We start from the raw sequence: 13,399 nt of genomic DNA, 5'->3' as shown, positions 1-13,399 counted from the left end.
CAGTGCGCGGACCGCGACGCACGGCAAATAGCACGAGCGATCGGGAATGTCCCGCGGATGCCCGCGCAAAAAAGCGAAACGGCGCCGGGACCGAATGATACACGGCATTCGCGCCGCCGACTAAAGGTTTGATGGGGTACGAACGGGTTAGACGTGCAGGTCGGCGCCGCTTTGGCAAAGGTGAGCTTTTACAGGACCTCGATGCGAGTGCACCGTCGACAGCTTCGTGCACCCGCCGCGCTCGCGAGACGCCTCCCATTTTCGCGAAAATTTCCTTTCGCCACAGACGTCCACCCGCTGCGTGAACGTCGTGGTCATGCTCGATGCGGCATGCTGCTGCGCGCCGCGCAGGGCGTGAGGTGAGCTTTTTCGGGAGGCTTGAAGCGGTGCGGCCGTCACGTCGGGGCTGCGCGCCCCTCGTGCGACGGCCCGGCGAGAATTGCCCCGTTATTCCTTGATGAGGAATCGTTCGCGGTTCTTGCCCGCCAGCCAGCCCGGCGCGCGGCCACGGCCGCTCCAGGTCTCGCCGGTTTTCGGGTTCATGTAGCGGGCCGGCAGCGCCTTCTTGCGCGCGGGACCTGCACGTCGGCTCGTGAAGCCCAGTTCTTCCGCGGTGATGTCGTACTCCGCGATTTTTTCCTTGATCTCGGCGATCGCCTGGTCAATTTCCTTGTCACGCGCCGCAGCCACTTCCTTGTGAAGCTTCTCCAGCTGGGCGGTCAGTTGCTTGTAGCTCGGCATGAAACGTCGTCTCCGGTTCGGTCAAGAGAGTGCCATTGTGACCGGTTTGGAGCCCGTGCGACGACGAAGGCGCGCTTTTTTACAACGCTGCCGCAAACGTTGGCGTTACCGTTCGCGTTGCTGCAGCGATTCGTGTGACAGACGGCTCTCGAGCGCGCGCAGCGCTTCGTTGAGCCGCTTCACGCGCTGCACCTGCGAAGGTACGAGGTTCGCGCTGGAAACCGACTCGAGCCGGCCGCGCCAATAAGAGAGCGGAATACGGTCGCGCCCCGAGAGCCGCCCGATGATATGTTCGAGATGCTCAATGTCCTTTTCGAGTTGGTGATGATTCATCGCTGCCCCCGGTAATGACAAGTTTTATCGAGCGCGCACTAATAGCGCGCACTCACTTTCGTCGCATCGCCGCTTTTCCGCACGCTTGCGGATAATCGGTCAGTTTGGTAATCGCGCCGGCTGATCGTGCCAAGTGCACGCCCCAGCGGATTGATTGCTTTTGTTCGTACCGTCAGACCAGAATAAGGCCAGCGCGCCCGGCTATCCGTTGGATACCGCACGGAATTTCAAAGCCCGCTCGTCCACGCTGACGGTTGTATCCGCATCCATATCGAAAGGCAGATTAACGGGGGCTTTTGCGTCTGTATATTCCTCAATTGTGGAACGCTATGCGGAGCGCATTTTGTTGCCGACGGCCTTTCACAATACGAACAACGAGAATGGCGTGAGAACAAACGAATCACAATACGATCGCCTGCTGCACCTTATTTACGACACACTCGATAATCCTTGCGCCTGGAAGGATTTTTGCGCGCAATTGCGCGAGGCGACTGGGGTGGCGTCGATTCATCTGTATGCCTTTGACCGGCAGCGCGATCTTTTTTCCTGGAGCGACGGTTTCGCGCTCGCCGGCGCGGAACCGCTGGAGCGCATTCGGCCGCTGTACCGCGACGATGCGCGCCTTGCATGGCTGCGCGCTTACCCGCCGGGCAAGTGGCTGCATTGCGGCATCGAGCTCGACTGCGCGGACGGCGACTGCGCAGCCGGGTTCGAGCTCTGCCCGCTCGAGGAAGGCCATCGCTGCGCGGCGCTGTGCAAGCTGATCGAACAGAACGGGCTCGCCGTCATGCTCGCGTGCCGTGCGGACGCCGAGGCCGGGCCGCTCCCGCGCGAGCACCGCGAACTGCTCGAGCGGCTCACGCCGCACCTCGTGCGCGCGGTGCGCCTGTACCTGCGCCGCTTCGCCTTGAACGCCGACACGCTTGCAAACCGCTCACGTCCGCCAGCCATGCTCGTGAGCGCGCTGGGCGAGGTGCTCCATAGCAACGAGGCCGCACAGCGGCTCCTGAAGGCGACCTCGCTCGTGCGGGTGCGCGGGCGGCGAATCACGCTCGCGGCGCCCCATCACGCGCGCCTGCTCGAGGACATCGCCGTGAGCGAGGCGCGCCTGCGTAACCGCTTGAGCGGCGCGCGGACGGCGGCGGCGCGCTATCGCGCGTTGCGTATCGTAGGCGCCGCCCACGGCACGCTCGCGCCGGATGCGCCTGACGCCGCCTCAACGGATCCGCACGGCCAAACCCATAGCGGGCGGGGCCGCGCACAGGCCTCGGCGAGCCAGCAGGAGGTGCTCTACGCGTTCTACAACGTGGTGACGGCCGACGACGCCTCGGCCCCGGAATTGCGCGCCTTCGCGGCGCTGACCTTCTACCACCCGCGCTCCGCGCCGCTGGTCGACGAGCGAGTGCTCGCCACGGCCTTCGATCTCTCGCCGGCCGAATGCCGTATTGCGCTGCTGCTCGCGGAAGGTCTCACGCAAAAGGAAATCGCCGCGCACGTCGGCGTGCAGCACGACACCGTGCGCAAACAATTGCAATCGATCTTTCAGAAGACGGCGACGCGCCGCCAGCCCGACCTGCTGCGCCTCTTGCTGAATCTGCCGGCGCGCGGCATGGGCGCCGCCGCCGAGGGCTAAGCGGCGCGCGACAGGCTTATTGGGCCTTGCGGCAGGCGAACACGAGCGTGTAGTTGCCGTTGTCGGTCGATGTCGCGACGGTGTCGTAGCCTGCGCCGGCGCAACGGGCACGCGCCTGCTGCGCGCAGGAATCGCGATCGCCCGAGGCCGGGCACTGCACCTGGACCGTCGGACGGCCGTCCGACAGGAACAGCGGCGGCCCGCTGCTGCACGCAGCCAGCCCTGCGATCAAGGTCAACGCGCACGCCGCGAACGGCAATCTGCGCAAACGGAACAACGACGAACCAGGACGAGTCATTTGGAGCACCCCAACGGGCTTCTAGTTTTTCGACGTTGCGATTGTGCCATGCCGCGAGCCATGTGCGATGCATCGCCGCGAGCGCTGCGTGCACGCGCTCAGGGCGGGGTCGAGAGCGTCTTGTATGGCAGCGCGCCTTGCGGGTTCGAACTCACGCGCACGAAGACCTGCTCGACGTCGGGAATCGCGGCGAGCCTGCGCTCGAGCGCCGCACTGTCGAAGCCTGGACCCACGCAGCCTTCCGCATAGACGAAACGGCGCTGCACCGTAATCCAGATGCTCGTGCCCGCAAACAGGGCATCGCCTTGCAGTTGCTGGCGAATGGCCGCTGCAATGTCCACATCGTAAAGATATGAGTTCGGCTTCGAGCACTTGTGCGCGAGCCAGCAGGTCGTGCCGCGCTCCACGCGATAGTGGGCGTCGTCGTCGGCTTCGGCTTTCGTCATCCGCGGGCCGAGCGGCTGCGGGCAGGCGCTGATCGCGTTCGACAGCGCGAAGAACGGGTCGTTGTACCAGTTCTTGCGCTGGACGTCCGGCGCGTTCGCCGCGTGCTCTGCGTTCGAGGCGGGCGCGGAAGCGCCGGCTTGCGATTGCGCGAGCGCTGCGCCCGCCCAACAGCCCGCGAGAACGCCCACGCAAACAAGCGCCGCCGCTAGCCGCGCTGTCTGGACCTCCTGCGCGCGCCACGCGCTTTGCCCGCCCACACCGATTGCACCCATCGACTGTCACCTCACCGGCTCACTCCGGCCCGCTCTTCTGCGCAACGATAGGACCGCGCGGCCACGCTCGCAATAACGAGATAAATCCTTTCGTTACAATCGCTGCGACGCACCACGGCCCCGACGCACGAAAAGGCGCGTCTAAAGCCATCGCCCACGCAGCAAGCTGAATCGCGCAACACGATCGATCCGCAGGAGACTCCATGTCGTTTGTTATCGTTCTCGCCGCCCTCGCGTTCCTCATGCTTGCCGCGTACCGCGGCTACAGCGTGATTCTCTTCGCGCCCATCGCCGCGCTCGCCGCGGTCCTCCTCACCGAACCCGCCGCTGTCGCACCCGTCTTTTCAGGCATCTTCATGGAAAAGATGGTGGGCTTCGTGAAGCTCTACTTTCCCGTCTTCCTGCTCGGCGCGGTATTTGGCAAGGTGATCGAACTATCGGGATTTTCCGAAGCGATCGTGCACGCCGCCATCCGCTATATCGGCCGCTCGCGCGCCAACGCCGTGATCGTCGCCGTGTGCGCGCTGCTCACTTACGGCGGCGTTTCGCTCTTCGTGGTGGTGTTCGCCGTCTACCCGTTCGCCGCCGAACTGTATCGCCAGAGCAATATTCCCAAGCGCCTCATGCCGGGCGCCATAGCGCTCGGTGCCTTTTCGTTCACGATGGATTCGCTGCCCGGCACGCCGCAAATCCAGAACATCATTCCCACCACGTTCTTCAAGACCACCGCGTGGGCCGCGCCCGCGCTTGGCGTGATCGGTTCGCTGTTCATCATCGTGGTGGGTCTCTCGTACCTCGAATGGCGCCGCCGCAGCGCGATGTCGAAAGGCGAAGGCTACGGCACCTCGCTCGTGAACGAGCCGGAACACGTGAAGACCGAGCACCTGCCCAACCCAGCGCTCGCCGTCGCGCCGCTCGTGCTGGTGGGCGTGGCGAACTTCCTGCTCACGCACTGGATTCCCGTGTGGTACGGCGACACCGTGACCGTGCCGCCCGAAGTGCTGCCCGGCATTCATACGCCGGTCACGGCCACCGTCAAGCAAGTCGTGGCGATCTGGGCGGTTCAGGGTGCGCTGCTCGCGGGCATCGTGCTCGTGATCGTCACGGCGTTCGGCCGCGTGAAAGACCGCTTTGCGAACGGCACGAAGGCCGCCGTGGCCGGGGCACTGCTGGCCTCGATGAATACCGCCTCTGAATACGGCTTCGGCGGTGTGATTGCGGCGCTGCCCGGATTCATCGTCGTGAGCGATGCGCTCAAGAGCATTCCGAATCCGCTCGTGAACGCCGCCATTTCGGTGAGCGCGCTTGCGGGTATCACGGGGTCGGCTTCGGGCGGCATGAGCATCGCGCTCGCGGCCATGTCGGACCTCTTCATCAAGAACGCGCAGGCGGCGCATATTCCGATGGAAGTGCTGCACCGCGTGGTGGCCATGGCGAGCGGCGGCATGGACACGCTGCCACACAATGGCGCGGTCATCACGCTGCTCGCGGTCACGGGGCTCACGCACCGCGAGTCGTATCGGGACATTTTCGCGGTGACGGTGATCAAGACGTTGGCCGTCTTCTTCGTGATCGCCGTGTACTATGCGACGGGCATTGTTTGACGTGGGGTGCTCGCAGCGGCGCCACCCTCTGCTACAAGCCTGTCAATGCACTGTCCTGGCAATCCTGGCCCGCTGCAATTCTGCGCGATCGCTAGCTGTCCTGGTCGCAGCTAGCTGGCTGCCACTGTAAGTCCTCGCTATTCGTGACTCAGTGGGGCAGACCAACTCCCAGGTTCACAAGCGCAAGCTCACAAAGGCCCGAATTCATTCGGAGTAGTCCTCCGGATTCTCCCTGGCCGCACTCTGATAAAGAATCATCACGAGAGGAATTCGGGGCTCTGCCGTGGCGTCGGTTCGCCGTCCGGTCACCTCGCCCGCGACTTCGGTCGTATACTCCGCGACCACTTCGCCAAAGGTATTGCGCTGGATCGCCACTTTCTGGCCCGCCTTGACCTTCTCATTCAGCTTGACCAGCAGTTCGACGAATCCGCCGTGCGTCGACATGACTGAGTGGCCGCTGTTGCCGACGAAGGTCCCGACGTCTCGCCCAGTGCGCCCCATCGGACCAGATACGATGTTGTAGCGCTTGAGCACGTTCAACGTGCCCTCGACGAACGAGGGAATCATGTCGAAGTCGAAAACGCGCGCGGAACCGATCTCGGGCGTGATGGCGGGAATCCCCACATTGATGAATGCGTTTGCAAGCAGCGTGGGATAGGCGGGATTGTCGAAGATCTGCTTGATCGGAAAAAGCTCCGCCATGGCTCGCGGCTCCGGCAATTCCATTCTGACCAGATTGAAGGACGTCAAATCCATGCCGGTCGTGCCCGTATGAAAATCGATTGCGTAGTCGGTGTTCGGCCTCAACAGCCGGTTGAACAGCAGTCCCGCATGCCGGCTCGGCGCGCTGGCGCCATTCTCGTTGCCCGGCCATTCGCGGTTGATGTCGATGAGGCCGGTACCAAGTGCGGTATTGGGCCATCTGCGCTCCATGGCTTCGAGCGCGGGGCGCGATACGTCAAGAACCGCCAGCACGGTGCCTGACATCTGCGCGGGATCGAGCTGACTTATCACGCTGTGTATCGTATGCACGGGACTCATTTCATCGCCATGCACCCCGCTGATCAGCGCGACGCGCTTGCCCGGCTTCGCACCGTGGACAACGATAACCGACACATACCAATCCTGCCCCGTCGGCATTTGGACGCCCTGAAAATAGAGCTTGTGTGTCTTTCCGCGCTCAAGGTCGTCGACGTCGAGCGCGCTAATGACTTTCTTTCCCTGGATCACATCGCCGGTGTACACCGTCCCCTTTCGGCCACTGGTGGCCGGTGCATTCGCGGCCTGGGCATTCGCCGCCCCACTTTGCGTGGCCAATGCGGACGTCGCGCCGACCAGCGCAACCGCCTTCTTCATGAAGGCGCGACGAGCGATAACATCATCCGATTCGTTTTGCATGGTAGGGAGGTCCTGACGTTGGGTGGAGATCAATCAACGGCACCTCACAGGTTACACCGGGAGAGGCATTGCTTTTCCTGTGCGCATGAATGCGACCACGCTGGCCATTTCCCGGGATCGTTGACCACCGGGTACGATGTACTGGCGTGGAGCAGGTAAGAGGTCGGCTTTAAGATGGACGTAGCCACAATTCGGGAGACGCAATGAGAAAGCTCAAAATCATGGAGCACATCTCGTTGGATGGTGTGATCCAGGCATCCGGAGAAGACGATTTTCCCTACGCCGACTGGACCATTCCCTATCGGACCCCCGCTGGCCGGGATGCACTCCTCGCTGAGCACGGGGGGCCCTTCGATCTGCTGCTCGGCCGCCGCACCTACGATATGTGGTCGGCCTTCTGGCCAAAGGCACCAAGCAGTCCGATGGCAGAAGGCTTGAATGCGGCAACCAAATATGTCGCGACGCACCGTCCGGAAAGTCTTGAATGGGGCCCGTTTGAGTGGCTCGGACCGGACATTGTCGAGGGCATTCGCCGCATCAAGTCGCAGCCAGGTCCTGGCCTGATTCTGTGGGGGAGTTCCACGCTGACATCGACGCTGCTCGAACAGGGGCTGGCGGATGAAATCCTGCTGGTCGTCTATCCAGTCCTGTTGGGTACCGGGAAGCGATTCTTTGCGGCGGGAACTGCACCGTGCTCATTCGAACTCGTCAACACAAAATCAACGCCGTCCGGCGTCAACCTCTGCGCTTACAAGGTCGCCGGGCCGTTGAAGATCGGGCAATCCGGCGAAGCGGCTTGAGCCATCGTTCAATCATCGAAGACAGCGCCAACACCAAGATCGGCTTGTGTTAGTCGGGTATCGCGCCCTCTGGGCGGTTCGTGCCGCTTCGCGTAAGGAGACCGTCAGCCAGTTCCGAACATTCGCTAACGTCCGCTATCGGGTCGACACAAGTTTGCCAGTTCGCAACCTCAACGCAGATGCCTTATCGAACCCGTATCTCATTCGTTGACGACCAGCTACTTCGGCCAGGTATCCTGTTCGGCCCGTTTGACGCAGGCGGCCAAAACGGCGCTCCCGCCTTTTGCACGTCTCCGAGGGGACGTCGACATGCATCTCCCTCGATGCGCGATGGGCTCACTTCCAGCCACCCTCACTCCCCCGCGCGAAAGTTCGTTCGGAGCAACTCGCCTGACCCGCCGGGGCTCCTGAGGCCCACTTCGCCCCAACATCTAGCGCATTTGGAAATCTCGCGGGAACTTCCTGTGGCAGCCGTTGCTCACGATGCTCGATTTTGGTCCAAAAGCTGCAAATCTCGCGGTAACTTCACGAGGATGCAAAGTAAAACTTAAGTTGTCACTGCAACGCTGATGCCACAACAACCTAAGTTTTTCTTTCCCCGGCAACTCAAGTTGCAGCGTGGCCATGTCATTTGTAACAAGGGCGGCAAACCCGAGCCGCCCCGCCCGACTAAATATGCGGTTTTCATCGCCATCGCTGGCGAGGCCAATAGCCGGAGAAAAACTGCACTGGTCACATATTCCGCACGAACCATGTCCGCTTCGCACTAGCCAGCAAGCCGCTATAAACCGTCCAGGAAATGACGAACGTCGCTGGCGCGGAGAGCGACACAAGAAAGCCCGAGCCATTGTTCAAGACGAATCCGACGAACGCCCCGGCAAACCAGGAAATCAAGCCGCCGGGATTGAACTGCGGTACGTGAGAGTCGCGGCATTCGATATCGGCGCCGATGAGTCGTTCATAACGCGCCGACGTGATGTGAGCCAGCGCGACGCCAACCCATGCGACGACGAAGACACCCTGCCACGCAAGTGCCTGGAGGATCTTCGAGAAAATATCGGCCATCATCAGCACGTAGACCACAGCACCAACAACCAGCGCCCACACGAACTTCGGCGCACGCAGTCCTGCAACCTTCTGGAAGAAGGCCTGCATGTTGATGGTTGCGAGATAGTAGTTAGCAGTATTGATGCGTGATTGGGTGACCCAGACGAACATCAAGCCCCAGATGCCCATCAGCTTCAACAGCGCCAGTACAACTGAAACTTCGGAAAGCGTGCCGAGACCCGGAATCGTGCTCACGAGATAAATCCCCGCAGCGCCATTGACGAGGAATGTGACGAGATAGAACGGAATCCCGAAATTAAACCGGCCGTGGTATCCAGCATCTTCCTTGCGGCCGAAGCGGGCGTAGTCGAACGTGAACATCATCAATACCCATACGCCCATGTAGTAAACAAAGCACTGCCACCAGCCATCTGCAGGTATCGTGCCCTTGGGACCGAAATCGAGCCACGATGCGTTATAACCGTATTCCCAGGTCGCAAGTCCCACGGCCGCAAGGAGTCCCAGCAGATAGAACGGCAGCAGCACGCCATTGAACTTGTCCAGCCAGTGTTGCACGCTACCGAAAACAAGCGGCACGCTATAGCAGACTACAATCAGCGCGGCCCATTTGTATGGCAGCGCGGGAAACAGGTGATTGGCCGCGACTGCGATGACCGAACCTTCGAATACGGCGTAGTAAATGGCCGTTGCGAAGAAAATCAGCGTCGCGAGCGCGGCACCAACGCTTCCAAACAGAACGCGTGAGAACAGCGCAACCGACAACCCGGTTCGAATGGCGTATCGACTGATGATCGAGTTGATGACGCCATAGGATACGACCGATAGCGCCATGCCGATCAATGCGTTGCGCGCTCCGTAAGTCAGTGCAAGCGTCGCGCCAACCACAATGTAAAACACTGCGCTACATACTGCCCACCACGCCATCGTTAGCGAAAAGGGCGCCATTCTTGCGCTATCGGGAATGGCGACCGTCGATAGATCGACGGCTCCCTCCGCGCTTTCCTGAGCCAGGTTGGCCATGATCTGCTCCTCGAGTCTGCATTTAACGAACGGCGTCCGTACCGCGGTGCGATGCAACTCACGGGGCTGCCTTGACGCCGGGCGGGCAGCCAATGTTGCGAAGAACGTGCGAGCGCTCCCGCCGTGTGGCTGGAAGCCACACGGAACGCGGGTCGCGAAAAGGAAAAGGCAGGGGAGCGGCGCTGCTGCCGGCCGCCCCTTAACTTCGAGCGGGTTAGTGCGCTAGTGCTTCGCGTAGCAGGGCAAGTCGATGTTGATACTCGCGTCGTGCAGCGAGTGCCTCATTCATGGTGACGCTCACGAAGCGCGCCCGGTGGTTAGGCTGCATCTGGCCGATCAGATCCATATCGGCACTGATCACCGTGCCGATCGTGGCATATCCGCCCCCTGACACCGCGTCACGATGCAGAATGATCGGCTCAAGCCCGGCAGGCACCTGGATCGAGCCAATGGGATAGCACGCATCGACGATATTCGACGGATCGGCGCCTGCACCGAAGGGTTGTTCCCGGTCCATGAAGTGCAGCGGACGCCCGTTCTTGTACCGATAACCAATGCGGTCCGCTTCGGGCGCGACGGTCCACTCATCATCGAAGAACGTTTGCGCCGACTCGCTGGTGAGGCGGTAGTGATAGAGGCCCGTTAGCACACGCAGTTCGACCGTTGTGTCGAGCTTTGCACGCAAGGCGGCGGGCAGTTTGACACCCTCACTCAGCTTTGCGTTGGTGGCGCCCATCTTGAGACGGTCTCCCTTTTGCAGCCGACGACCCTCGAGGCCGCCGATAGCGCCGAGCGTGTAGGTCGACCTGCTGCCCAGCACCGCCGGAACGTCGATACCGCCGGCGATTGCCAGGTACGCGCGTGCGCCACGCTTCACATAGTCGAATGTGAGCTTGCTTCCGGCGCGAATCCGCAGGGCCGTGTTGGACGGATACGCGACACCGTCGATTTTCGGAGTCATCTCCGCACCCGTCAGTGCGATCAGCGTTTCCGAGTGGAACAGCAGTTCCGGGCCTAGCAGCGTGAATTCGAGCGCGGCCGCATCTTCGACATTGCCTACAAGCAGGTTCGCCGCACGAGACGAATATTGGTCGAGCGATCCGGAAGGGGGAATACCAACGTGGTAGTAGCCCTGGCGTCCCGTGTCCTGCACCGACGTGGCCAGTCCCGGCTTCAGAACCTCGATCGCATTAAGCGTATCAGTTGGCATACAGCACCTCGACGAGGGAACGGTTGTATTCGTCAGGATCGCGCAGGAAGGCATCAAGCGAGAATTTCACGGGCCGTACGCGTAGTGAGAAGGTGCCCGCCTCGACGGCGGCAACGGCTTCGTCGTAGGCTGGGCGATCGATCGGTCTGAACTTCACGATGTCGCCGGGCTGGAAAAACACCATGAAGTCACGCAGATAGTCGAGCCGTTGCGCCGGGTCAAAAATCGGCGCTGGGGTCACGCCGAACATCTGGTATCCGCCCGCGCCGCGCACAGAGTAAATACAGCCGAAGCAACCGCCATGGCCGACCGTCAACTTCGGCGTGTCGGTGCGCGGCCGCAGGTATTTCGGCACCTGAAGCTGACGCTCGCACTCGACCATCTGGTACATGAACGGCAGCCCCGCGACAAAGCCAACCATCGAAACGAACCACGGCGAGCCGGCATGTGCCGCAATGAATGCATCGACGTCGCGTTTGCCGTTTATGCGCGCCGCGTACTCGAGGTCCGTCGAGGACGGGTCCTGGTGACGCTCACGAAAACGCATGAGCGTCTCGTGCGTCCAGGGGTCGTTATAGAGCACCGGGACTTCGACAATGCGCGTGTCGATGTCGAGCGCGGCTTCGCCGACATCGGCCTCGATGCTCCGCAGCAGCGCAACGAGCGCATCAGGGGCAATGACGTCCGGGTCATAGCGCACCTGGTACGAGGCATTCGCCGGGCAGATTTCGGTCACGCCCGCCACGTTGCGGCGCTGGAGTTCGCGCGTAATCGCCGTGCCCTGGAAAAACGCATCGAGCGACATCTCTTCGCTGATCTCGGCAAATACGAATTCGTCGCCGCCAAATGTATAGCGTATGGTCATGATGCCTCCCGGGCGCCAGACGAAACTACAACGGCACGTTCCCCCGCCGCGAGCGATGCGGCCTCGCTGCTTTCGCGCCACGCCGTCATCCACGTCTCGAGATAATTGGTGTGATAGCGGGCCGCGCGCACGTCGTCGTCTGCAACGAGCGCACGGTGCAGCGGCGCCGTAGTTTTCAGGCCGCCAATATGCAACTCCCGCAACGCGCGTGCGAGGCGTTCGATGGCGGCCGCTCGGCTTTCGTCGTGCACGATCAGCTTGGCGAGCAGCGAATCGTAGAACGGCGGCACGACGTAGCCAGGGTACAGCAGCGAATCGACTCGCACACCGGGGCCGGTCGGCCAGACCAGCTCGTCTACGCGCCCTGGATTCGGGCGGAAGTCCTGCATCGGGTCTTCCGCGTTGATGCGGCATTCAAGCGCCGCGCCGCGCAGCACGATGTCGCTCTGGCCAAAGCGCAACGGCTCACCATCTGCAATGCGCAGCATTTCGCGCACGAGATCGACGCCCGTAATCGCCTCGGTGACCGGGTGCTCGACCTGGATGCGCGTGTTCATTTCGATGAAGTAAAACTCGCCGCGCGTTTCGTCGAAGAGATATTCGAGTGTGCCAGCGCTTCGATATCCAACCTGCTTTGCGAGGCGCGCCGCCGACGCGCAAAGCTCCGCGCGCAACTTCGGTGTGAGAGACGGCGAGGGCGCTTCTTCCAGAATTTTTTGACGCCGCCGTTGCAGGGAGCACTCGCGCTCGAACAGGTGGATGACGTCATTGCCGTCGCCCAGTACCTGCACCTCAATGTGCCGGGCGCGTGCGATGAATCGCTCGAGATAGACGCCGCCATCGCCAAACGCTGCCTGGGCTTCGCGCTGCGCGAGCGGCAGTTCCGCGTCGAGTTGGCCAGCATCATGCGCAACGCGAATGCCGCGGCCGCCACCGCCCGCTGCCGCCTTGATCATGATGGGGTAGCCAATGCGCGCGGCAACCTCCCGGGCCTCGTCGAGCGTGCTTACGATACCGGCGCTGCCGGGCACCGTGGGCACATCAGCGCGCTGCGCCGTCTCGCGCGCACGGGCCTTGTCGCCCATCGTTGCGATTACCTGGGACGTCGGCCCGACGAAGACCAGGCCAGCCGCCTCCACCTGGGCCGCGAACTCCGCGTTTTCGGACAGGAAACCATAGCCCGGATGAATCGCATCTGCTCCGCATTGCCTTGCGGCAGCGAGAACCGCCGCGGGATTCAAATAGCTCTTTGCAGCATGCGAAGATCCGATATGCACGGCTTCGTCCGCCATGCGGGCGGCAAGGCTGTCCCGGTCCGCGTCGCTCACCACGACCGCAGCACGCATGCCAAGCTCCTGCGCCGCGCGAATCACGCGCACCGCAATCTCGCCGCGATTCGCGACCAGAACGGTTCGAATTCGTGTGGGACGGTAGAACGTCGTCGTTGAATCTTGCACGTTCATGGCTTCACTCCTCGATGCGCATCAGCACCTGTCCAGCGTCCACGGGATCCCCGTCCTCGACGAGAAGCTCGGTTACGCGGCCCGAGACGCTGCTCTCGATTTCGGTGAATTGCTTCATCACTTCGACGAGGCCGATGATCGTGCCGGTCTCAACGGCAGAGTCGACGGCAACGTAGAACTCCGCCTCGGGCGAGGGGCGCCGGTAGAACGTGCCCGGCAGGGGGCTGACGATATCGTGCAGTGCCAT

At 62.1% G+C, this 13,399-nt stretch carries 13 protein-coding genes; 3 read left to right on the top strand and 10 right to left on the bottom strand.

The genetic code is table 11. The features are described from left to right. Window positions 1-447 precede the first annotated feature (447 nt). Complete coding sequence (locus A3CW_RS0106650; RefSeq protein WP_028202857.1) at window positions 448-741, bottom strand: H-NS histone family protein; 294 nt, start codon at window positions 739-741, stop codon at window positions 448-450. A gap of 105 nt (window positions 742-846) precedes the next feature. After that, the gene (locus A3CW_RS0106645) at window positions 847-1,074 is read right to left on the bottom strand and encodes a hypothetical protein (protein ID WP_028202856.1); all 228 of its coding nucleotides are present in this window, start codon (window positions 1,072-1,074) and stop codon (window positions 847-849) included. A gap of 385 nt (window positions 1,075-1,459) precedes the next feature. On the opposite strand from A3CW_RS0106645, the gene A3CW_RS0106640 reads away from it, so the two are divergent. After that, window positions 1,460-2,707 carry a helix-turn-helix domain-containing protein gene (locus A3CW_RS0106640; RefSeq protein ID WP_154677874.1) on the top strand — a complete coding sequence of 416 codons (1,248 nt, stop codon included), beginning with the start codon at window positions 1,460-1,462 and terminating at the stop codon, window positions 2,705-2,707. Window positions 2,708-2,723: 16 nt separating this feature from the next. Here the strand turns inward: A3CW_RS0106640 and A3CW_RS0106635 are convergent, their stop codons facing one another. Both A3CW_RS0106635 and A3CW_RS0106630 read right to left on the bottom strand, forming a co-directional pair. Then, complete coding sequence (locus tag A3CW_RS0106635; RefSeq protein WP_322787946.1) at window positions 2,724-2,945, bottom strand: hypothetical protein; 222 nt, start codon at window positions 2,943-2,945, stop codon at window positions 2,724-2,726. 158 nt (window positions 2,946-3,103) lie between these two features. Next, complete coding sequence (locus A3CW_RS0106630; RefSeq protein WP_245623555.1) at window positions 3,104-3,724, bottom strand: BON domain-containing protein; 621 nt, start codon at window positions 3,722-3,724, stop codon at window positions 3,104-3,106. A 203-nt stretch (window positions 3,725-3,927) separates the two neighbouring features. Between A3CW_RS0106630 and A3CW_RS0106625 the strand changes: the two genes are divergently transcribed. Beyond that, entirely contained in the window at window positions 3,928-5,328 is a 1,401-nt protein-coding gene (locus A3CW_RS0106625; RefSeq protein WP_028202852.1) for a GntP family permease, read from the top strand. Window positions 5,329-5,532: 204 nt separating this feature from the next. Here the strand turns inward: A3CW_RS0106625 and A3CW_RS0106620 are convergent, their stop codons facing one another. After that, window positions 5,533-6,726 carry a M14 family metallopeptidase gene (locus tag A3CW_RS0106620; RefSeq protein ID WP_028202851.1) on the bottom strand — a complete coding sequence of 398 codons (1,194 nt, stop codon included), beginning with the start codon at window positions 6,724-6,726 and terminating at the stop codon, window positions 5,533-5,535. A 203-nt stretch (window positions 6,727-6,929) separates the two neighbouring features. Here A3CW_RS0106620 and A3CW_RS0106615 point away from each other — a divergent pair, with 203 nt between their 5' ends. Further along, window positions 6,930-7,526, top strand: coding sequence for a dihydrofolate reductase family protein (locus A3CW_RS0106615; RefSeq protein WP_028202850.1), 597 nt, complete (start codon window positions 6,930-6,932; stop codon window positions 7,524-7,526). Between the two features lie 732 nt (window positions 7,527-8,258). Here the strand turns inward: A3CW_RS0106615 and A3CW_RS0106610 are convergent. The 5 genes from A3CW_RS0106610 to A3CW_RS0106590 all read right to left on the bottom strand — a co-directional run bounded on the left by A3CW_RS0106610 (window position 8,259) and on the right by A3CW_RS0106590 (window position 13,399). Next, entirely contained in the window at window positions 8,259-9,614 is a 1,356-nt protein-coding gene (locus A3CW_RS0106610; RefSeq protein ID WP_028202849.1) for a purine-cytosine permease family protein, read from the bottom strand. 214 nt (window positions 9,615-9,828) lie between these two features. Then, the gene (locus A3CW_RS0106605; RefSeq protein WP_028202848.1) at window positions 9,829-10,824 is read right to left on the bottom strand and encodes a 5-oxoprolinase subunit C family protein; all 996 of its coding nucleotides are present in this window, start codon (window positions 10,822-10,824) and stop codon (window positions 9,829-9,831) included. After that, a complete protein-coding gene (locus A3CW_RS0106600; protein ID WP_028202847.1) occupies window positions 10,814-11,689 on the bottom strand; it encodes a 5-oxoprolinase subunit B family protein in 876 nt (291 codons plus the stop codon). The genes A3CW_RS0106605 and A3CW_RS0106600 overlap by 11 nt, the downstream gene beginning before the upstream one ends. Next, complete coding sequence (locus tag A3CW_RS0106595; RefSeq protein WP_028202846.1) at window positions 11,686-13,152, bottom strand: acetyl-CoA carboxylase biotin carboxylase subunit; 1,467 nt, start codon at window positions 13,150-13,152, stop codon at window positions 11,686-11,688. The genes A3CW_RS0106600 and A3CW_RS0106595 overlap by 4 nt, the downstream gene beginning before the upstream one ends. A 4-nt stretch (window positions 13,153-13,156) precedes the next feature. After that, window positions 13,157-13,399 (bottom strand): acetyl-CoA carboxylase, encoded by a 243-nt coding sequence (locus tag A3CW_RS0106590; protein ID WP_028202845.1) that lies wholly within the window; start codon window positions 13,397-13,399, stop codon window positions 13,157-13,159.

Origin of the sequence: Paraburkholderia nodosa DSM 21604, from assembly GCF_000519185.1 — a bacterium.
GTDB lineage: Bacteria > Pseudomonadota > Gammaproteobacteria > Burkholderiales > Burkholderiaceae > Paraburkholderia > Paraburkholderia nodosa.
The sequence above is the reverse complement of the archived record's forward strand: the minus strand, read 5'-3'. Positions and strand labels throughout refer to the sequence as shown.

Coding starts and splice junctions, on each gene's coding strand:
- A3CW_RS0106650 (WP_028202857.1), bottom strand. CDS start 741: ATGCCGAGCTACAAGCAACTGACCGCCCAGCTGGAGAAGCTTCACAAG.
- A3CW_RS0106645 (WP_028202856.1), bottom strand. CDS start 1,074: ATGAATCATCACCAACTCGAAAAGGACATTGAGCATCTCGAACATATC.
- A3CW_RS0106630 (WP_245623555.1), bottom strand. CDS start 3,724: ATGGGTGCAATCGGTGTGGGCGGGCAAAGCGCGTGGCGCGCGCAGGAG.
- A3CW_RS0106625 (WP_028202852.1), top strand. CDS start 3,928: ATGTCGTTTGTTATCGTTCTCGCCGCCCTCGCGTTCCTCATGCTTGCC.
- A3CW_RS0106620 (WP_028202851.1), bottom strand. CDS start 6,726: ATGCAAAACGAATCGGATGATGTTATCGCTCGTCGCGCCTTCATGAAG.
- A3CW_RS0106615 (WP_028202850.1), top strand. CDS start 6,930: ATGAGAAAGCTCAAAATCATGGAGCACATCTCGTTGGATGGTGTGATC.
- A3CW_RS0106610 (WP_028202849.1), bottom strand. CDS start 9,614: ATGGCCAACCTGGCTCAGGAAAGCGCGGAGGGAGCCGTCGATCTATCG.
- A3CW_RS0106605 (WP_028202848.1), bottom strand. CDS start 10,824: ATGCCAACTGATACGCTTAATGCGATCGAGGTTCTGAAGCCGGGACTG.
- A3CW_RS0106600 (WP_028202847.1), bottom strand. CDS start 11,689: ATGACCATACGCTATACATTTGGCGGCGACGAATTCGTATTTGCCGAG.
- A3CW_RS0106595 (WP_028202846.1), bottom strand. CDS start 13,152: ATGAACGTGCAAGATTCAACGACGACGTTCTACCGTCCCACACGAATT.
- A3CW_RS0106590 (WP_028202845.1), bottom strand. CDS start 13,399: ATGGCACTGCACGATATCGTCAGCCCCCTGCCGGGCACGTTCTACCGG.